Genomic DNA, 17,869 nt, shown 5'->3' with positions numbered 1-17,869 from the left:
TCTCAGAGGCCGGCGCCCGCCGACGGCGCCGCGGGGTGATGCGGGATCAGCCCTGAAAGAAGCCTCCGCAGCAGGCCCACACGCGGCTCGATGACCTGCATCGGCATTGCGAGGGGGGCGTTGGGCAGGGCGCAGGGGCCCGCGACGAGCTCTGCCGGGCTGAGCGCCACGGCGGAAACGGAGGAACGGGCCGCTTGCGGTTCGAGAAGTGCGGTCATGCCTTGATCCATTGATAGAGCCAGGTTTCGGTCAGCTTGCGGCCATAACCCGCGATATGGGCGGAAAGTTCCACGGTGGCGCCCGAGGGCGCCTTGACGTCGAGGACGAGCCGCCAGATCCCGTCCTCGGGAATGCGTTGCAGCACCTGCGTCACGATCTCCCCCTTCGAGACCGAGGCGACGATGTGCAGCTTGTCGACCGCCTCCGCCGGGAGATTTTCCAGCAGACCGCCGACAAAGTCGATGACGAACTTGCGGGTGCCATCGGTATTCGCCACGCCCGAGACGCCGCCGGCGCCGGCGCGGGTCTCCAGCACGCGCGCAAGCGCGCTGCCGTCGAAGGGCTCGATGTCGCCCCAGCGCAGCCGGTAGCGGTATTCGAGCGCATCGCCCGCCTTCGCCGGCGCCTCGGGCACCCAGAAGGCGACGATATTGTCGTTGACCTCGAGGTCCGAGGGGATCTCGACCAGCCGCACGGCGCCCTTGCCCCAGTCACCCAGAGGCTCGACCACGCAGGAGGGGCGGCGTTCGTAAAGCGCGGCAGCATCCTGATAATGATCGAAATTCCGGTCGCGCTGATAGAGGCCGAAGCTTTTCGGCGCGGTCTCGGTGAAGTAGCTCGAGGCGAGGCGCGGCGGGTTTGCGAGCGGCCGCCACAGCAGTTCGCCGTCGGCGCGGGTGATGCCCAGCCCGTCGCTGTCATGCACGTTCGGACGATAGTCGTCGAAGTCGGAATGGTTGCGCTCGGCAAAGAGGAACATCGAGGTCAGCGGCGCGATGCCGAGCTGCTCGACGTTGTTGCGCAGGAACAGCCGCGCCGTCACCTCCATCACCGTTTCCTCGCCGGGGGTGATGACGAACTGATAGGCGCCGGTGAGCGAGGCGCTCTCCATCGCGGCCCAGACGGTGATCGTGCTGCTGCCCGATTCGGGGCGCTGGATCCAGAACCGGGTGAAGCGCGGGAACTCCTCGGCGATCGACATGCCGGTGTTCACCGCCAGCCCGCGTGCCGAGAGCCCATAGGCCGAGCCGCGGCCGAGCGAGCGGAAATAGGAGGCGCCCTGGAAAGCCACCAGCTCGTCGAAGACGTCGGGACGGTTCAGCGGCGTGTGCAGGCGGAAGCCGGCGACGCCGGGCAGCACCGTGTGCTCGGGCACATGGGTGCGCGCCTCGCGCTCGTAGATGAAATCGTCGGTGTCGAAGCCCATCAGCCGGGCCTGGTCGCCCGAGACCTCGTAGAGCAGCACCGGTTCCTTGAACAGCCAGCCCATGTGGAAGGCGTGGAGCTGGAAGCGGGTCTCCTCGACATCGGCGAAGCGGGCGCGCTCGGGGTTGAAGCGGATCAGCCGATAGTCGTCGTAGGTCAGCTGCGACAGGAAGCTGTCGGGCAGTTGCTGCGGCTGGTCGGGCTTCGCCGTCGCCGCGCGCATCTCCTCGGTCAGGCTGTCGAAGCTGAACGGCGCCTGCTGCGGCGCAGCGGGTTCGGCCGGAACTTCGGGGGCGGGCACCGGGGCGGGCTCGGTCGCCGGAGCCGCGTCCTGGGCCAGAACCGGGCGGGCAAAGCCGCCGCCGCATGCCAGAACGGCACCTGCGGAAAGGGTTCCGAGCAGATGGCGGCGGGTCACCAGGGCTTGTCTTTGAAGACGACGGGCAGGCATCTATTTTCCAAGGTATCTCAGATAGTTCTTGAGGCCACCCTAGGGCAGCCTCGTTGCCAAATCCTTAGGCATAGTGCCCATAAACTTGCAAGAGAGCATTGCGTCACACAGTCGTCAAAGTCGCGGGTGCGGCGCCGCTGCCGCAGCGGTTCAGCGCATTGTTGCTCAGACCATGCCGGAACCGGCAGGTTGTTGCGCATTCTGCAGTTGCAAGAGGATTTCGCCGGGCCCTGCCGGCCCGGCCCCGCCGCCCGCCCGCGAGGTGAGTCGCCCGGCCCCGGCCGGCCGCTCCCGCGGGCCTCCCCCGGCCTTTGCGCGGGGGCGCGATTGCACTTGTTTCCTGCGCGTGCACGGGGGTAAATCCAGCGGAAACAGGGACTGGAGAACTCTCGGTATGGAAAGCCTGGACCTTACGGGCAGCGTGATCGGCATTGCCTCGATCCTGATCTTCATCGGCGCCTATGCGCTGGTGATCACGGAAGAAGCGACCCACATGCGCAAGTCGAAGCCGGTGATGCTGGCGGCCGGCCTGATCTGGATGCTGATCGGCATCGCCTACATGCGCGCGGGGCTGACCGGCGTCGCGCATGCAAAGGCGATCGAGATCGTCGAGGAATATGGCGAGCTCTTCCTCTTCCTCCTCGTCGCGATCACCTATGTGAACACGATGGAGGAGCGGCGCGTCTTCGACGTGCTGCGGGCAAAGCTCGTCAGCCTCGGCCTCACCTATCGCAAGCTGTTCTGGATCACCGGCGTCATCGCCTTCTTCCTGTCGGGCGTGCTCGACAACCTGACCACGGCGCTGGTCATGGGCGCGGTGGTGATGTCGGTGGGCAGGGGCCATCCGAAATTCGTCTCCACCTCCTTCGTCTCGCTCGTCGTCGCGGCGAATGCGGGCGGCGCCTTCACCCCCTTTGGCGACATCACCACGCTGATGGTCTGGCAAAAGGGCGTGATCGAGTTCTTCGAGTTCTTCGACCTGCTGATCCCGTCCTTGCTGAACTGGCTGGTGCCGGCGCTGATCATGTCCTTCGTGATCCCGAACGAGATGCCGGCCGACGTGCACGGCACGGCGCATCCGAAGCCGGGCGCAGGCATGGTGGTGTTCCTGTTCTTCGCGACCATCGTCACCGCGATCTGCTTCAAGAACTTCCTCGCCCTGCCGCCGGCGCTTGGGATGATGCTCGGGCTCGGCTACATGCAGATCTACAGCTATTTCCTGACCCGCAAGATCACCAGGCGCCGCCCGCACGAAGAGCTGGTGCTCGACGCCTTCAAGCAGTTCGAGCAGCTCGAATGGGACACGCTGCTGTTCTTCTTCGGCATCATCTTCGCCGTCGGCGGTCTGGGCGTTCTGGGCTATCTCGACCTGCTGTCGGGGCTGCTCTACACCGGGCTCGGGCCGACCGCGGCAAACACCATCCTCGGCGCGATGAGCTCGATCATCGACAACATCCCGCTGATGTTCGCGGTGCTGACGATGGACCCGGACATGACGCATGGCCAGTGGCTGCTGATCACCCTGACCTGTGGCGTCGGTGGCTCGCTGCTGTCGATCGGCTCGGCCGCGGGCGTGGCGCTGATGGGGCAGGCGCGCGGGATCTACACCTTCACCACCCACCTCAAATGGACCTGGGCGATCGCGCTTGGCTATGCGGTGGCGATCGGCGCGCATCTGCTGCTGAACGCCGATCTCTTTGCGGTCGCCGCCCGCGCGCATTGAGGACAGGACTGCCGAAAAGGCCCGGGCCGCGCGCCCGGGCCTTTTCCTTTTGGCAGACGGTGTGCCGGAACGGCACGTCGCGGGGCGTTGACGGCAAGCCGTCCGGCGTGCTGATCTGCGCCGATCTCGGGAGGGGCAGATGACGGATGAACGCATCGGCGGGCTGAGCGCCGCACGGATTGCCGATTTCTCGGCGGCCGAGGCGGCGGCCTATGCCGCGGCCCGTCCGCGCAGCCGCGCCGCGCTCGCGGCCGGGTCGGGGGCGTTTCTCGACGGCGTGCCGATGCACTGGATGCGCGACTGGCCGCAGCCCTTCCCGATGCTGGTCGCCCGCGCCGAGGGGGCGGTGGTCGAAGATCTCGACGGCCATGTGATCGACGATTTCTGCCTTGGCGACACCGGCTCGATGTTCGGCCATTCGCCCGCCCCCGTCGCCCGCGCGATCCGCGCGCAGGCAGACCGCGGCCTCACCACCATGCTGCCGAGCGAGACGGCGCTCGAGGCCGGGCGGCTTCTGTGCGAGGTCTTCGGCCCGATGCGCTGGCAGATCGCGACGACCGCAACCGACGCGAACCGCTTCGCCCTGCGCCTCGCCCGCGCCATCACCGGGCGGCCGAAGGTGCTCGTCTTCAACGGCTGCTATCACGGCACGGTCGACGACACGATGGTGCGGCTCGAGGCCGGCCGGACCGTGGCGCGTCCGGGCCTTGTCGGTCAGGTCGAGGACCTGACGCAGGTCGCCGTCGCGGCCGAGTTCAACGACCTCGCCTCGGTCGAGGCGGCGCTGGCCGCGGGCGACGTCGCCGCGATCCTGACCGAGCCGGTGATGACCAATTCCTGCATGGTGCTGCCGGCGCCCGGGTTCCACGCCGGGCTGCGCGACCTTGCCACCCGCCACGGCGCGCTCCTCATCATTGACGAGACGCACACGATCTCGTCGGGGCGGGGCGGCTATGCCCGGGTGCACGGGCTGACACCCGACATCTTCGTCACCGGCAAATGCGTGGCGGGCGGGATGCCCACCGCTGTCTGGGGCGTGACCGAGCCCGTCGCGCGCCGCTTTGCCGCCTATGACGCCTCCCGTCCCGCCGGCCATTCCGGCATGGGCACCACGCTGTCGGCGAACCCGATGCAATTCGCCTGCCTCGTCGTCACCCTCTCCGAGGTGATGACCGCCGAGAATTATGCCCGGATGGAGGCGGGCGCCGCGCGTCTCGCCGCGGGACTGACGAAGGCGATCGCCCGCGTCGGTGCGCCGTGGCATGTGGTGCGCGTCGGTGCGCGGGTCGAATTCATCTGCGCCCCCGGGCCGCTGCTGAACGGCACGCAGGCCGAGGCCGCCCATGCCCCCGCCCTCGAGGCGGCGATCCACCAGGGCCTTTTGAACCGCGGCTGCCTGATCGCCCCTTTCCACAACATGATGCTGATTTCGCCCGCCACCACCGAGGCCCAGATCGACCGCCTGGTCGACAGCTTCGGTGCGGTGCTGGGCCTTCTGTTCGAGACCTGACATGACCCTTTCCCCGTCCGGCTCCTCCGTCGAGGAAGCCGAGGAATTCCTCGCCGCCCATCCCGAGATCGAGGCGATCGACATCGTCCTGTCCGATGCCAACGGCATCGGCCGCGGCAAGATCATCCGCCGCCACGAGCTGGTTGGCCTCTACCGCAACGGCCGCCACCTGCCGATCTCGATCCTCGGGCTCGACATCGTCGGCGAGGATGTGCACGAGACCGGCCTGATCTGGGATCAGGGCGACGGCGATCTGCGCGCCTGGCCGGTCCCGGGCACGCTGAAGCCGCTGCACGGCACCACGCCGCCGCGGGCCGAGCTGCTGATGAGCATGTATTCGCTCGACGGTGTGCCGATGAGCTCGGACCCGCGCCATGCCCTGACGCGTCAGGTCGAGGCGATGGCGGGCGAGGGGCTGTTCCCCGCCGGCGCCTTCGAGCTCGAATTCTTCCTGCTCGATCCGGACATGAGCGCGGGTGTGCGGCCGGCGCCCGCAGTGCTCGACGGGCGCCGCTCGGACTGGACCGAGGTCTATTCCGTCGATCACCTGCACGGGATGCAGCCGCTGTTCTCCGACATCTACCGCGCCGCCGAGGCGATGGGGATCCGCGCCGAGACGGTGATCTCGGAATATGCGCCGGGGCAATACGAGCTCACGCTCGATTACCGCACCGATGTGATGCAGGCGGCCGATGACCTCGTGCGGCTGAAGCGCATCGTGCGGATGCAGGCGCGCCGGCATGGTGTCACCGCCTGTTTCATGGCGAAGCCGGTCGAGAAATACGCGGGCTCCGGCATGCATTTCCACGTCTCGCTGCAGGACGGCACGGGGCGCAACATCTTCGCCGAGGCGGTCGAGGGGGTGTGGACCGACACCATCCGCCACGCGCTCGGCGGGCTGCGCCAGACGATGGGCGAGTCGATGCTGGTCTTCGCGCCGCATGCGAATTCCTGGCGCCGCTTCGTGGGGCAAAGCTATGCGCCGGTGTCACCGTCCTGGGGCGTCAACAACCGCTCCGTCGCGCTGCGCATCCCGGCGGGCGAGCTCAAGGCGCGGCGGATCGAGCATCGCCCCTCGGGCGTCGATGCCAGCCCCTATCTCGTCGGCGCGACGATCCTTGCGGGCATCCGCCACGGCCTCGCGCAGCGCATCGACCCGGGCCCCGAGACCACCGGCAACGGCTATGAGGGCGCCGACGATCTGCCGATGCCGCGCGACTGGCGCGAAGCGATCGATCGGGCAACGGCGTCGGAGTTCCTGAAGGAGGCGCTTGGTGCGGACATGCACCGCACCTTCACCGCGATCAAGGCGGCCGAGCATGCCCGCGTCGCGCGCTGGATCGCCGACGTCGATTACGCGCTCTATCTGCACAACGTCTGAGGCGGCCGGGGGATCCTCCCCCGGACCCCCTGAGGTATTTGGAGCAAGATGAAAGGAACAGATTTCATCTTGCTCCAAATACCTCGGGGGGAGTCTTCGTGAAACGAAGACGGGGGGCAGCGCCCCCCGATCCGATGTCCGATTGTGAGATGGCCTCAGATCAGGCCGGCATGCGCCATCGCCGCGTCGATCGCGGCCTTGGTGGGGGCGGTGAGCTCGGTCAGCGGCAGCCGCACCTCGGCCGCGCACAGGCCGAGCTTCGACATCGCGTACTTCGCCCCGGCAACGCCCGGTTCGAGGAAGATCGCGATGTGCAGCGGCATCAGCTTGTCCTGATACTCCATCGCCTTGACGTAATCGCCCGCCAGCGTCGCTGCCTGCATCTCGGCGCAGAGCTTCGGCGCCACGTTCGCGGTGACCGAGATGCAGCCGACGCCGCCCATGGCGTTGAAGCCGAGCGCCGTCGCATCCTCGCCCGAGAGCTGGATGAACTCGGGCCCGCAGGTCAGGCGCTGCTTCGCCACCCGGCTCAGATCGCCGGTCGCGTCCTTGACGCCGATGATGCGCGGCAGTTTCGCCAGCTGCCCCATGGTCTCGGGCGACATGTCGACGACCGAGCGGCCGGGGATGTTGTAGATGATGATCGGCAGCGACGAGGCGTCGTGCATCGCGGTGAAATGCGCCACCATGCCGCGCTGCGTCGGCTTGTTGTAATAGGGTGTCACCACGAGCGCGGCATCGGCGCCGGCGGCCTCGGCGTGGCGGATCAGCTCGATCCCCTCGGCGGTCGCGTTCGAGCCGGCGCCGGCGATCACCGGCACCCGGCCGGCGGCGGCCTTCACCACCTCCTCGATCACGCGGTTGTGTTCCTCGTGGCTCAGCGTCGGGCTCTCGCCGGTGGTGCCGACCGGGACGATGCCGTTCGAGCCCTGCCCGATGTGCCACTCCACCAGTTTCTTGAGCGTGTCCCAATCGACTGCGCCGTTCGTGAACGGCGTGACGAGTGCGGGGAAGGACCCTTTGAACATGACACGCTCCTGCGGTGGGGGCGGATTCGCCCGGTTGAAATCGGCCGGACCATAGGCGAGCCTTCGCCTCTTGCCAACTTGTGAATTGCATCGCGGCGGGCTTCGCGTCACCACTGGAAAAAACGAGCAGAGCGATGATCCGAACCCTTCCGATGGCGGTCCTTCTGACCGTCGCCCTTGCCCTTTCCGCGCCCCCCGCCCGGGCGGCCGATGCCACCGCGCTCGCCGCGGCGCTGGCGGCTGCGCAGTCCGGCGACTGGGACGGCGCGGCGGCGGCCGCACGCCCGGCAGGCATCATCGCCGCCGACCTGATCGAATGGCAGCGGCTGCGGGCGGGGCAGGGCAGCTTCGATGAGTATGCCGATTTCGTCTCGCGCCGGGCCGACTGGCCGGGGATGGCGCTTTTGCGCCGCAAGGGCGAGGACCAGCTGAGCGAGGCGAGCCCCGCCGCGGTCGTCGCCTGGTTCGCCCGATCCGCGCCGCAGACCGGGCAGGGGGCGCTCGCCCTGATTGCGGCGCTGCAGGCGCTTGGCCGCGACGAGGCCGCCCGGCAGGTGGCCGAGACCGCCTGGCGCGGCCTTTCCCTGACCGAGGCCGAGGAGGCGGCATTCCTCGCGCGCTATGGCGATCTGGTGGCGCCGGCGCATGGCGGGCGGATGCAGGCGATGCTCGACCGCGGCGAGACCGCGCAGGCGGCGCGGATGCTGCCGCTCGTCACCCCGGGCACCCGGGCCGTCGCCGCGGCGCGGATCGCGCTGCAACGCCGCGCGCAGGGGGTGGATGCGCTGATCTCCGCGGTGCCCGACTACATGATGCACTCGGCCGGGCTGGCGCGCGACCGCGCGGTCTGGCGCTGGCGCAAGAGCCTCGAGGAGGGGGCGGCCGAGATCGTGCTGTCGCGCTCGGACAGCGCCGATACCCTGGGCGATCCGGGGGCCTGGTCGACGCTGCGCGGCCAGCTTGCGCGCTTCTTCCTGCGCAAGGGCGATGCGCGGCTCGCCTACAAGCTGGCCGCACGCCACCGCCTGCCCGCGGGCGGCGGCGACTGGGCCGATCTCGAATGGCTGGCGGGCTTTGCGGCGCTGAAGCTTGGCGATGCGCCGCAGGCGCTGGCGCATTTCGAGGCGCTCGGCGCCGAGGTGGCGAGCCCGATCAGCACCTCGCGTGCCGATTACTGGCGCGGGCGTGCGCTCGAGCGGATGGGCAAGATGGCGGAAGCGCAGGCCGCCTATCGCGACGGCGCGCGGTTCCAGACCGCCTATTACGGCCTGCTGTGCGCCGAGCGCGCCGGGGTGCCGCTCGATCCCACCTTCTCGGCCCCCGCGCCCCTGCCCGACTGGCGCGGGCAGGGCTTCACGGCCTCTTCGGTCTTTGCCGCGGCGCAGGAGCTCGAGGCGGCGGGGGACGCGGATCTGGCGGCGCGCTTCATCCTGCATCTCGAGGAAGGCCTGCCCGATGCGGCGCTGCCGGCGCTCGCCCGGCTGGCCGGGGAATGGGGCGACCCGCATCTGGCGCTGCTGCTGGCCAAGCGTGCGGCAAGCGGCGGCACGGTGCTGGTGCAGGCCTATTACCCGATCCCCGAGCTCACCACGCATGACCTCGGTGTGCCCGAGGAGCTGGCCCTGTCGATCGCGCGGCGGGAAAGCGAGTTCGATCATGCCGTCATCAGCCATGTCGGGGCGCGCGGGCTGATGCAGCTGATGCCGGGCACGGCGAAGCTGATGGCGCCGACGATCGGCGAGACCTACAGCGCGCCGCGGCTGACCACGGACGCGACCTACAACCTGCGCCTTGGCGGGGCCTATCTGGCGAAGCTGCGCGCCGAGTTCGGCGCCTCGCCGGTGCTGGTGGCGGCGGGCTACAACGCCGGGCCGGGCCGGCCGCGGCGCTGGATCGAGGAGATGGGCGATCCGCGGGTGCCGACCGTCGACGTCGTCGACTGGGTCGAGATGATCCCCTTCACCGAAACCCGCACCTATGTGATGCGGGTGGCCGAAAGCCTGCCGGTCTATCGTGCCCGGCTCGGTGTCGCCGGCACCGGCCCGGTCGCCTTCTCGGACGAGCTGCGCGGCATCGTGCCCTAACGCCGCGCCGCGCGCCGTGCCCGCCACAGGGTGAAGAGCCCCGCACCGACGGTGACCGCCGCGCCAAGCGCCACGTTCGGGCGCAGCACGTCGCCGAAGATGGTGATGCCGAAGATCGCGCCGAAAACGAGCTGCAGATAGGCGATCGGCTGCAGCGCCGAGGCCTCGGCGATTTCATAGGCGCGGATCATCAGCCAGTGCCCGGCGATCGCGGTCAGGCACAGAAGGCCCATCCAGCCCCAGTCGCCGGCGCTCATCGGCTGCCAGAACCAGATCCCGCCGGCGGTGGCGGTGATCGCGCCGGTGATGCCGGTCCAGAAGAAGGACACCTCGCCCGAATCGTCGCGCGCGACCCAGCGGGTGGCGAGCGCATAGATTGCGAACATGATCGCGCCGGCAAGCGGGATCAGCGCTTCGGGGCGGAACACGCCGCTGCCGGGGGCGAGGATGATCGTCACCCCGACGAAGCCCGTGCCGATGGCGAGCCAGCGCCGCCAGCCCACCTTCTCGCCCAGCACCGGGCCCGACAGCGCCGCGACGATCAGCGGATAGGAGATGAAGATCGAGTGGCTCTCGACCAGGCCGAGCTTGACGAAGGCGATGATCGCCACCCAGATCTCGAGCACCAGCAGCACGCCGCGCAGGCTCTGCATCAGCGGGTGTTTCGTGCGCAGCGCACCCTTCAGCCCGCCTGCGCTGCGCAGCGCGAGGCCAAGCACGAAAAGCGCGAAGACCCAGTAGCGGATCATCACCACCAGATAGACGTTGTAGGCCCCCGCGAGATGGCGCGAGATGCCGTCCTGCGCCGCGAAGATGAAGGTCACCGCGACCATCATCGCGACGCCGAGGCGGGTGTTCTGTTCGGTCATGGGCGCACTCCACGGCTCATGTGGCGCTTGCCGGCATGGCCCGGGGCGCGGCTGACCGCGAAGCCCGCGGCGGCAAGGCCGCGGCGCACGAAGCCCGCGGCAGTATAGGTGGCGAAGCTGCCGCCGGGCGCGGTATGGCGGCCGACCTCGGCCATCAGATCCTCGCCCCACATCTCGGGGTTCTTCGCCGGCGAGAAGCCGTCGAGGAACCAGGCGTCGGCCGCGCCCGCCCAGCCGGGCAGGGTCTCGCGCACATCGCCGAGGATCACCTCGACCGAGACGCTGCGCAGGGTGAAACGGGTCTCGCCGCGGCCCCAGGCGGTGAGGAAGGGGCCGGCGGCGGCCTCGGCCTCGGGGAAGGCGGCGAGCGCGCGGGCGATCTCAGCAGCCGACATCGGATAGGCCTCGAACGAGGTGAAGCGGATCGGCAGATCGGTCGACAGTGCCGTCGCGATCAGGTTCAGCCCGGTGCCGAAGCCGAGCTCGGCCACCCGGAAGCCGGGGCGGAACCGCGCCGGCAGGTCGTTGCCCGCAAGGAAGACGTGGCGCGTTTCCGCAAGCCCGCCCGCAAGGCTGAAATAGGGATCGTCGAAGCGCGTCGAGACGGGCGTCGTTCCGTCGCGCCAGTCGAGCGCGGCAGGGCTCTGGTCAGGGGAGGTCATTGCGGGTAGTGCCTGAGGCGAATTCCCGTGGAAACTGGCGAAAGGTCCGGGCAATGGCAAGAGGGGATCGGGTGACGGTGCGCGGCGGCGGCGTGTTCGGCCTTGCCTGCGCCTTCGAGATGGCACGGCGCGGCGCGCGGGTGCGGCTGATCGAACGGGAGCGGATCGGTGCGGGCTCGTCGGGCGGCACGGTGGGCGCACTTGCCCCGCATGTGCCCGAGAGCTGGAACCCGAAGAAACAGTTCCAGCTCGAAAGCCTGCTCGGCGCCGAGGCGTTCTGGGCGGCGGTGCAGGCGGCGGGCGGCGGCGATGCGGGCTATGCCCGGCTCGGCCGGATCCAGCCGCTCACGGATGCCGCGGCGGTCGAGCGGGCGCGGGCCCGCGCCGCCGGCGCGGCCGAGCACTGGGGCATTGCGGCGCTGTGGCGGGTGCTGCCGGTCGAGCAGTTCGCGCCCTTCGCGCCGCTCTCGCCCACCGGGCTTGTGGTCCATGACACGCTCTCGGCCCGCGCCGCGCCGCGCGCGGCCTGCGCGGCGCTGGCCGCGGCGCTGACCGCGCTTGGCGGCGAGATCGTGATCGGCGCAGCCGAGGACGAGGACGAGGGCACGGTGCTGCACGCGACCGGGGCGCCGGGGCTTGTCGATCTCGGCACGGCCCTTGGCCGCGGGATCGGCGGCGGGGTGAAGGGGCAGTCGGCGCTTTTGCGCCACGAGGCGGGTGCCGTGCCGCAGATCTATGCCGATGCCGTGCATATCGTGCCGCATGCGGATGGCACCGTCGCGATCGGCTCGACCTCGGAGCGCGATTTCGAGGCGCCCGACAGCACCGATGCACAGCTCGAGGCGCTGATCGGGAAGGCCCGGGCGATCTGCCCGGTGCTTGCGGGGGCCGAGATCGTCGACCGCTGGGCGGGGGTGCGGCCGCGGGCACGCTCGCGCGCGCCGATGCTGGGCGCCTGGCCCGGACGGCCCGGGCAGTTCATCGCGAACGGCGGCTTCAAGATCGGCTTCGGCATGGCGCCTAAGGTGGCGCAGGTGATGGCGGATCTGATCCTCGAGGGGCGCGACGCGATCCCGGCCGGGTTTCGCGTCGAGGACAATCTCTAGGGGGCGCTGCCCCCTCGGCCCTTGCGGGCCTCACCCCCGGGATATTTGGCTGCGATTGGAAGAGGGGGACCGTTCCCGCTTCCAATTGCCTCAAATATCCCGGGGGTGAATTTTGCCGTCAGGCAAAAGAGGGGGCAGCGCCCCCGCGCGCGCGATCTCACCAGCGCGTCAGCGCGTCCTCGTCGCTTGCCTTCGCCGCGACCCAGGAGGCGCCGTCCGGGCCGATCTCCTTCTTCCAGAACGGGGCGCGCGATTTCAGGTAGTCCATCAGGAATTCGGCCGCCTCGAAGGCCGCGGCGCGGTGGCGGGCGGCGGTGGCGACCATCATGATCGGCTCGCCCACGGTCAGCCGGCCGAAGCGGTGGATCACCAGACAATCGGCGAGCGACCAGCGGGTCATGGCCTCCTCGGCGATTCTGGTGATCGCGCGTTCGGTCATGCCCGGGTAATGCTCGAGCTCGAGCGCCTGCATCCGGCCGCTGTCATCGCGCACGAGGCCGGTGAAGGTGACGAGCGCGCCGGCATTCGTGCCCGCGCCGAAGCCCGCGATCTCGGCCGCGGCATCGAAGGGGGCGGACTGCACCGCGATGCGCATCTCAGCCGCCCGTCATCGGCGGGAAGAAGGCCACTTCGCGCACGCCTGCCAGCGGGGCGTCGAACTCCGAAAGTTCCTGGTCGAGCGCCACGCGCAGTGCCGAGAGGTCGGCGAAGGCGGCGGCATAGCGCTCTTCGCGCCCGCGCAGCTCGGCCACCAGATCCGTCACCGTCGCCGCCTGGGTCTCGACCTGCTCGCGCGGCAGGCCGATGCGCTCGCGCACCCAGGCGAAGTAGACGAGATCAATCACGGCTGCCGTCCCGCAAGAACGGCAGCGCCTTGCGGAAATAGTCCCAGCCGGTGATCGCGGTCAGGATCGCGGCGATCCAGATCAGGCCGAGGCCGACGTGGTTTGCCATGTCGGCAAGGCTGAGCCCGGTGGGCAGGTCGCCTTCGCCCGCGCGTGGCGCGCGGCCCTTCTCGAGGAAATCGAGCCCGGTGCCGAGGAACAGCGTGGCAATCGCCACCATCTGCGCGGTGGTCTTCCACTTCGCCAGTTTCGTGACCTTGAGCTTGCCCTTCTCGGCGCCGAGATATTCGCGCAGCCCCGAGACGAAGACCTCGCGGAACAGGATCACCGTCGCCGGCAGGATCAGCCAGGGGTTCATGCCCGAATAGCCGGTCAGCACCATGATCGCGATCACCACCATCGCCTTGTCGGCGATCGGGTCGAGCATGGCGCCGAACTTCGACTCCTGCTTCCACAGCCGCGCGAGATAACCGTCGAAGTAATCGGTGATCGCCGCGCCGACGAAGAGCGCCAGCGCCAGCCAATCGGCCCAGGGGCGGTGGAAATAGAGGAACATCACCGCCACGCCGGGGGCGGCGAGCAGTCGAAGCACCGTGAGCGTATTTGGCAGGGTCCAGGTCATGCACGCACCCTAGCGGGGGCGCGCCCCGAGGGAAAGAGGGCGGATCAGCGCGGCGGGTCCACGTAATCGTGAACGCGGCCCTGCCAGTCGGTCACCCGCCAGCTGCCGCGGGTGGGGCCCGGGGTGAAGTGGTCGGCGGTGACCGGCACCTTGCCGAAGCCGCCGGGGATGTCGAGCACATAGCTTGGCACCGCTGCGCCGCTCAGGTGCCCGCGCAGCCCGGCCATCAGCGCCCGGCCTTCGGCGATCGTGGTGCGGAAATGCGAGGTGCCGCGGGCGAGGTCGCAATGATGCAGGTAATAGGGCTTCACCCGGTTGTCCTGCAGCATGCGGAACAGGCCGATCAGCGCGGCGTGGCTGTCGTTCACCCCGCGCAGCAGCACCGATTGCGACAGCATCGGCACGCCGCCATCGACCAGCCGGGCGATCGCCGCGCGCGCTTCGGTGGTGAATTCCTGCGCGTGGTTGGTGTGCAGCACCACCCAGACCGGGGCGCGCAGGTCCGCGAGCAGCGCCACCAGATCGGCGTCGATGCGTTCGGGTGCGACCACCGGCACCCGGGTGTGGATGCGCAGCGTGGTGACATGGGCGATTGCGTCGAGCCGGGTCAGCACGTCGGCGAGGCGCCGGTGCGAGAGCGTGAGCGGGTCGCCCCCGGTCAGGATCACCTCGCGGATTGCCGGGGTGGCGGCGATATAGGCCAGCGCCTGCGCCAGCGCCTCCTCGGGCAGCGGGCCGGTCTCGCCCACCGTCTCGCGGCGGAAGCAGAAGCGGCAATAGACGTCGCAGGTCTTGGTGATGTGCACGATCACCCGGTCCGGGTAGCGGTGCGTCACCCCGGGGGCGGGCGAATGCGCGCCGTCGCCGATCGGGTCGATCAGCTCCTCGGCGCGGACTTCAAGCTCTTTCGGCGAGGGCACGAATTGCGCGGCGACCGGGTCCGCGGCGTTGCCACGGGCGATCGCGCCGCGCATCGCCGGGGTCACGCGGATGCGGAAGTCCTGCGCGACTTCCTTCAGCGCCGGCAGCGCGGCATGGGGGATCAGCCCCTCGGCCAGAAGGTCCTCGGGATGGGTGAGCGCGTGGCGGATCGGGCTTTCGTCTGTCATTTCCGGGCCGCTACGCCTGCCGCCGCGATCCGTCAAGCCGCATTTTTCGGCAGGATGTGAGCGCTCACATCTTGTCGTTGAAGAAGTTCCAGATCGTTTCGGCCGTCGCCTGCGAGATTCCGGGCACCTCGAGGAGGTCGGTGACGCCGGCGCGGCTGACCGCCTTGGCCGAGCCGAAATGTTGCAGCAGGGCGCGCTTGCGGGTGGCGCCGATGCCCGGGATCTCGTCGAGCGGGTTCGCCATCGCGGCCTTGGCGCGTTTCGCCCGATGCGCGCCGATCGCCCAGCGGTGCGCCTCGTCGCGCAGCCGCTGGATGTAGTAAAGCACCGGGTCCTGCCGCGGCAGCGCCATCGGGCGGGCGCCGATGCGGTGGAATTCCTCCTTGCCGAGGTCGCGGTCGATGCCCTTGGCGACGCCGATCATCGGGATGTCGGTGACGCCCATGGCGGCCATGATCTCGTGCACCGCCGAGACCTGCCCCGCACCGCCGTCGATCAGCAGCAGGTCGGGCCAGGCATCGGTCTTGCGCTCGGGGTCTTCCTTCAGCAGGCGGGCGAAGCGACGGGTCATCACTTCCTTCATCATGCCGAAGTCATCGCCCGGGGTCAGCTCGTCGCCCTTGATGTTCCACTTGCGATACTGGCTTTTCAGGAAGCCGTCGGGGCCGGCGCAGATCATCCCGCCGACGGCATTCGTGCCCTGGATATGCGAGTTGTCGTAAACCTCGATCCGCTCGGGCGGTTTCGGCAGGCCAAAGGCCTCGGCCAGGCCCCTGAGCAGCCGCGCCTGGGCGGCCGATTCCGACATCTTCCGGCCCAGGCTTTCGCGCGCGTTGCGCAGGGCGTTCTCGACCAGTTCCGCCTTCTCGCCGCGCTTCGGCACGGCAATCTCGACCCGGTGGCCGGCCTTGCCGGCCAGCGCCTCCTGCATCAGATCGAGATCCTCGATCGGATGCGACAGCAGGATCAGCCGCGGCGCTTCCTTGGTGTCGTAGAACTGGCCGAGGAAGGCCTCGAGTACCTCGGCCTCCTCGGCGCCCGATCCGGTCTTCGGGTAGAAGTCATGGTTGCCCCAGCTTTGATGGGCGCGGATGAAGAACACCTGCACGCAGGCCTGTCCGCCGTCCATGTGCAGCGCCACCACATCCGCCTCGGCCACGCCGCGCGGGTTGATGCCCTGGCTCTGCTGCACCGTGGTCAGCGCCGCGATCCGGTCGCGCAGTGCCGCCGCGCGCTCGAATTCGAGCGCCTCGGAGGCGGCCTGCATCTCCTCGGCCAGCTCCTGCTGGATCGCCGTCGACTTGCCCTCGAGGAAGCGCTCGGCATCGGCGACGGTGCGGCCATACTCGGCCTCGGAGATCTTGCCGACGCAGGGCGCCGAGCAGCGCTTGATCTGGAATTGCAGGCAGGGCCGGGTGCGCGCGGCGAACATCGCATCCGAGCAGTTGCGCAGCTGGAACACCCGCTCGAGATGGTTGAGCGTGCGGTTCACCGCCGCGGCCGAGGCGAAGGGGCCGAAATAGGCGCCCTTCACCGTGCGCGCGCCGCGGTGCTTGCGGATCTCGGGGAAGGGGTGGCTCTTGTCGAGCAGGATATAGGGAAAGCTCTTGTCGTCGCGCAACAGCACGTTGTAGCGCGGCTTGAGCTGCTTGATCAGGTTCTGTTCGAGCAGCAGCGCCTCGGTCTCGGTGCGCGTGGTCAGGAACATCATGTAGCGCGTTTCCGAGATCATCCGCGCGATCCGCGCCGAATGGCCCGACGGCCGGGCATAATTCGACACCCTCGCCTTCAGGTTGCGCGCCTTGCCGACGTAAAGCACTTCCTGCCGCTCGTTCAGCATCCGGTAGACGCCGGGCGAGCTGTCCAGCCGCGACACGTAATCGGCGATCAGCGCATGGCCGGTCAGCCGCGGCGGCTGCGGCATTTCGGCGGGATCGGAAGCGATGTCTGGGTCGGTCATCTCGGAGCCTTGATTCCAGTCTCTGGCTGCAATGTTAAGGCGACGGGTTCAAGAGAAAAGGCATCCACGGTTTCTGTGGATAACTCTGTTGGAAAGTTTCCGGGAACGTCGATTTTCCCTTGAATCAGGGGTTGTTCTTTGGATCGCCCAAATTTTAGGCGATCACGCAAGTTATTGAAATCATGCAAATAATTTTCAGGCATCACACAAGTGGCTGAAAATACTGAGAGATTCGTAACGCTCGCGTGACAGGAAGCGGTGACGTGGACAACTTGCCGCATGGTCATCGTTAAAGGGGCCGAAACGGCCCTATTCCGGGCCGAGCACATCGGGTGTCTGCCAGCCGAGGTGCTGGCCACCGTCGACGCAGAGCAGCTGTCCGGTGACCGCCTTGGCGTCAAGCAGATAGCCAAGCGCGGCGCAGATATCGTCGGGATCGGCGCCGCGCTGCAGAATGGTGGCGGCGCGCTGGCGGGTGAAATGGCTCTCGCTCTGCCGCGCGCCCTGCAGCGTCGGGCCCGGGCCGATGGCATTTACACGGATTGCGGGAGCCAGCGCCTGCGCCGCGGTGCGGGTCAGCGCCCAGAGCCCGGCCTTGGCGAGCGAGTAGGTCATGAATTCGGGTGTGGGCTTCAGCACGCGCTGGTCGATCATGTTGACGACAAGCGCCTGCGCCCGCGGCTCGGGGCCGCTGCGGTCGGCCGCGGGGGCCTGTGCGGCGAAGGCCTGGGTCAGCACGAAGGGCGCGCGCAGGTTCGAGCCGAAGTGCCGGTCCCAGCCCGCCCGCGTGGCGGTGCGGAGAGTGTCGTATTCGAAGATCGAGGCGTTGTTGACCAGCACAGTGAGCGGCCCGCCAAGCGCCTCGGCGGCGCGCGGCACCAGCGCTGCGACCGCCGCCTCGTCGAGGAGATCGGCGGGCAGCACCACGGCCGTCACGCCAAGGGCGCGGGCCTCGGCGGCGGTTGCCTCGGCCGCCTCGACCGAGCCGTTGCAATGGATCGCGACGTCATGGCCGCGGCCGGCAAGGTAAAGTGCCATCGCGCGGCCAAGCCGTTTCGCCGCGCCGGTGATCAGGGCCTTGCCCATGCTGTCCT

General features: G+C 69.0%; 16 protein-coding genes. 5 read left to right on the top strand and 11 right to left on the bottom strand.

Annotated features, from left to right (window positions below; all coding sequences use genetic code 11):
- Nucleotides 1-2: 2 nt before the first annotated feature.
- Both EOW66_RS06985 and EOW66_RS06980 read right to left on the bottom strand, forming a co-directional pair.
- Nucleotides 3-218 carry a hypothetical protein gene (locus tag EOW66_RS06985; protein WP_128155706.1) on the bottom strand — a complete coding sequence of 72 codons (216 nt, stop codon included), beginning with the start codon at nucleotides 216-218 and terminating at the stop codon, nucleotides 3-5.
- Nucleotides 215-1,876 carry a glucan biosynthesis protein gene (locus EOW66_RS06980; RefSeq protein WP_128155705.1) on the bottom strand — a complete coding sequence of 554 codons (1,662 nt, stop codon included), beginning with the start codon at nucleotides 1,874-1,876 and terminating at the stop codon, nucleotides 215-217. The genes EOW66_RS06985 and EOW66_RS06980 overlap by 4 nt, the downstream gene beginning before the upstream one ends.
- 394 nt (nucleotides 1,877-2,270) lie before the next feature.
- Between EOW66_RS06980 and nhaD the strand changes: the two genes are divergently transcribed.
- From nhaD to EOW66_RS06965, 3 genes are all read left to right on the top strand, one after another.
- Complete coding sequence (gene nhaD / locus EOW66_RS06975) at nucleotides 2,271-3,599, top strand: sodium:proton antiporter NhaD (protein ID WP_128155704.1); 1,329 nt, start codon at nucleotides 2,271-2,273, stop codon at nucleotides 3,597-3,599.
- Nucleotides 3,600-3,738: 139 nt separating this feature from the next.
- Complete coding sequence (locus EOW66_RS06970) at nucleotides 3,739-5,109, top strand: transaminase (RefSeq protein WP_128155703.1); 1,371 nt, start codon at nucleotides 3,739-3,741, stop codon at nucleotides 5,107-5,109.
- Nucleotide 5,110: 1 nt separating this feature from the next.
- Nucleotides 5,111-6,490, top strand: a complete 1,380-nt coding sequence (locus tag EOW66_RS06965; RefSeq protein WP_128155702.1) for a glutamine synthetase family protein — start codon at nucleotides 5,111-5,113, stop codon at nucleotides 6,488-6,490.
- Nucleotides 6,491-6,645: 155 nt separating this feature from the next.
- On the opposite strand, the gene dapA is transcribed toward EOW66_RS06965, so the two are convergent.
- A complete protein-coding gene (gene dapA / locus EOW66_RS06960) occupies nucleotides 6,646-7,518 on the bottom strand; it encodes a 4-hydroxy-tetrahydrodipicolinate synthase (RefSeq protein WP_128155701.1) in 873 nt (290 codons plus the stop codon).
- Nucleotides 7,519-7,652: 134 nt separating this feature from the next.
- On the opposite strand from dapA, the gene EOW66_RS06955 reads away from it, so the two are divergent.
- Complete coding sequence (locus EOW66_RS06955) at nucleotides 7,653-9,602, top strand: lytic transglycosylase domain-containing protein (RefSeq protein ID WP_128155700.1); 1,950 nt, start codon at nucleotides 7,653-7,655, stop codon at nucleotides 9,600-9,602.
- On the opposite strand, the gene EOW66_RS06950 is transcribed toward EOW66_RS06955, so the two are convergent.
- Together EOW66_RS06950 and mnmD are read right to left on the bottom strand one after the other, a co-directional pair.
- A complete protein-coding gene (locus tag EOW66_RS06950; RefSeq protein ID WP_128155699.1) occupies nucleotides 9,599-10,471 on the bottom strand; it encodes a DMT family transporter in 873 nt (290 codons plus the stop codon). The genes EOW66_RS06955 and EOW66_RS06950 overlap by 4 nt on opposite strands.
- Nucleotides 10,468-11,133, bottom strand: a complete 666-nt coding sequence (gene mnmD / locus EOW66_RS06945; RefSeq protein WP_128155698.1) for a tRNA (5-methylaminomethyl-2-thiouridine)(34)-methyltransferase MnmD — start codon at nucleotides 11,131-11,133, stop codon at nucleotides 10,468-10,470. Before mnmD ends, EOW66_RS06950 begins: the two co-directional genes overlap by 4 nt.
- A gap of 53 nt (nucleotides 11,134-11,186) precedes the next feature.
- On the opposite strand from mnmD, the gene EOW66_RS06940 reads away from it, so the two are divergent.
- Nucleotides 11,187-12,239, top strand: a complete 1,053-nt coding sequence (locus EOW66_RS06940; RefSeq protein ID WP_128155697.1) for an NAD(P)/FAD-dependent oxidoreductase — start codon at nucleotides 11,187-11,189, stop codon at nucleotides 12,237-12,239.
- A gap of 157 nt (nucleotides 12,240-12,396) precedes the next feature.
- Here EOW66_RS06940 and EOW66_RS06935 read toward each other — a convergent pair whose 3' ends face one another.
- The 6 genes from EOW66_RS06935 to EOW66_RS06905 all read right to left on the bottom strand — a co-directional run bounded on the left by EOW66_RS06935 (nucleotide 12,397) and on the right by EOW66_RS06905 (nucleotide 17,861).
- Nucleotides 12,397-12,834, bottom strand: a complete 438-nt coding sequence (locus EOW66_RS06935; protein WP_128155696.1) for a molybdenum cofactor biosynthesis protein MoaE — start codon at nucleotides 12,832-12,834, stop codon at nucleotides 12,397-12,399.
- Between the two features lies 1 nt (nucleotide 12,835).
- Nucleotides 12,836-13,081: a molybdopterin converting factor subunit 1 gene (gene moaD / locus EOW66_RS06930; RefSeq protein WP_164881063.1), complete on the bottom strand. Its 246-nt coding sequence runs from the start codon at nucleotides 13,079-13,081 to the stop codon at nucleotides 12,836-12,838.
- Entirely contained in the window at nucleotides 13,077-13,706 is a 630-nt protein-coding gene (pgsA, locus tag EOW66_RS06925) for a CDP-diacylglycerol--glycerol-3-phosphate 3-phosphatidyltransferase (RefSeq protein ID WP_128155694.1), read from the bottom strand. The genes moaD and pgsA overlap by 5 nt, the downstream gene beginning before the upstream one ends.
- A gap of 44 nt (nucleotides 13,707-13,750) precedes the next feature.
- A complete protein-coding gene (locus tag EOW66_RS06920) occupies nucleotides 13,751-14,815 on the bottom strand; it encodes a lysine-2,3-aminomutase-like protein (protein WP_128155693.1) in 1,065 nt (354 codons plus the stop codon).
- 64 nt (nucleotides 14,816-14,879) lie between these two features.
- A complete protein-coding gene (gene uvrC / locus EOW66_RS06915) occupies nucleotides 14,880-16,775 on the bottom strand; it encodes an excinuclease ABC subunit UvrC (RefSeq protein WP_380710989.1) in 1,896 nt (631 codons plus the stop codon).
- A 309-nt stretch (nucleotides 16,776-17,084) separates the two neighbouring features.
- Nucleotides 17,085-17,861: an SDR family oxidoreductase gene (locus EOW66_RS06905; protein ID WP_128155691.1), complete on the bottom strand. Its 777-nt coding sequence runs from the start codon at nucleotides 17,859-17,861 to the stop codon at nucleotides 17,085-17,087.
- Nucleotides 17,862-17,869 lie beyond the last annotated feature (8 nt).

The sequence above is a fragment of the Paenirhodobacter huangdaonensis genome (assembly GCF_004022465.1).
GTDB classification, from domain to species: Bacteria; Pseudomonadota; Alphaproteobacteria; order Rhodobacterales; family Rhodobacteraceae; genus Rhodobacter; species Rhodobacter huangdaonensis.
Note: the sequence above shows the minus strand (reverse complement) of the source record. Positions and strands in the feature narration are given on the sequence as shown.

What these genes read in the sequence shown, in the direction of transcription:
- EOW66_RS06985 (WP_128155706.1), bottom strand. Translation starts at nt 218, where the DNA reads ATGACCGCACTTCTCGAACCGCAAGCGGCCCGTTCCTCCGTTTCCGCC.
- EOW66_RS06980 (WP_128155705.1), bottom strand. Translation starts at nt 1,876, where the DNA reads ATGCCTGCCCGTCGTCTTCAAAGACAAGCCCTGGTGACCCGCCGCCAT.
- nhaD (WP_128155704.1), top strand. Translation starts at nt 2,271, where the DNA reads ATGGAAAGCCTGGACCTTACGGGCAGCGTGATCGGCATTGCCTCGATC.
- EOW66_RS06970 (WP_128155703.1), top strand. Translation starts at nt 3,739, where the DNA reads ATGACGGATGAACGCATCGGCGGGCTGAGCGCCGCACGGATTGCCGAT.
- EOW66_RS06965 (WP_128155702.1), top strand. Translation starts at nt 5,111, where the DNA reads ATGACCCTTTCCCCGTCCGGCTCCTCCGTCGAGGAAGCCGAGGAATTC.
- dapA (WP_128155701.1), bottom strand. Translation starts at nt 7,518, where the DNA reads ATGTTCAAAGGGTCCTTCCCCGCACTCGTCACGCCGTTCACGAACGGC.
- EOW66_RS06955 (WP_128155700.1), top strand. Translation starts at nt 7,653, where the DNA reads ATGATCCGAACCCTTCCGATGGCGGTCCTTCTGACCGTCGCCCTTGCC.
- EOW66_RS06950 (WP_128155699.1), bottom strand. Translation starts at nt 10,471, where the DNA reads ATGACCGAACAGAACACCCGCCTCGGCGTCGCGATGATGGTCGCGGTG.
- mnmD (WP_128155698.1), bottom strand. Translation starts at nt 11,133, where the DNA reads ATGACCTCCCCTGACCAGAGCCCTGCCGCGCTCGACTGGCGCGACGGA.
- EOW66_RS06940 (WP_128155697.1), top strand. Translation starts at nt 11,187, where the DNA reads ATGGCAAGAGGGGATCGGGTGACGGTGCGCGGCGGCGGCGTGTTCGGC.
- EOW66_RS06935 (WP_128155696.1), bottom strand. Translation starts at nt 12,834, where the DNA reads ATGCGCATCGCGGTGCAGTCCGCCCCCTTCGATGCCGCGGCCGAGATC.
- pgsA (WP_128155694.1), bottom strand. Translation starts at nt 13,706, where the DNA reads ATGACCTGGACCCTGCCAAATACGCTCACGGTGCTTCGACTGCTCGCC.
- EOW66_RS06920 (WP_128155693.1), bottom strand. Translation starts at nt 14,815, where the DNA reads ATGACAGACGAAAGCCCGATCCGCCACGCGCTCACCCATCCCGAGGAC.
- uvrC (WP_380710989.1), bottom strand. Translation starts at nt 16,775, where the DNA reads ATGACCGACCCAGACATCGCTTCCGATCCCGCCGAAATGCCGCAGCCG.
- EOW66_RS06905 (WP_128155691.1), bottom strand. Translation starts at nt 17,861, where the DNA reads ATGGGCAAGGCCCTGATCACCGGCGCGGCGAAACGGCTTGGCCGCGCG.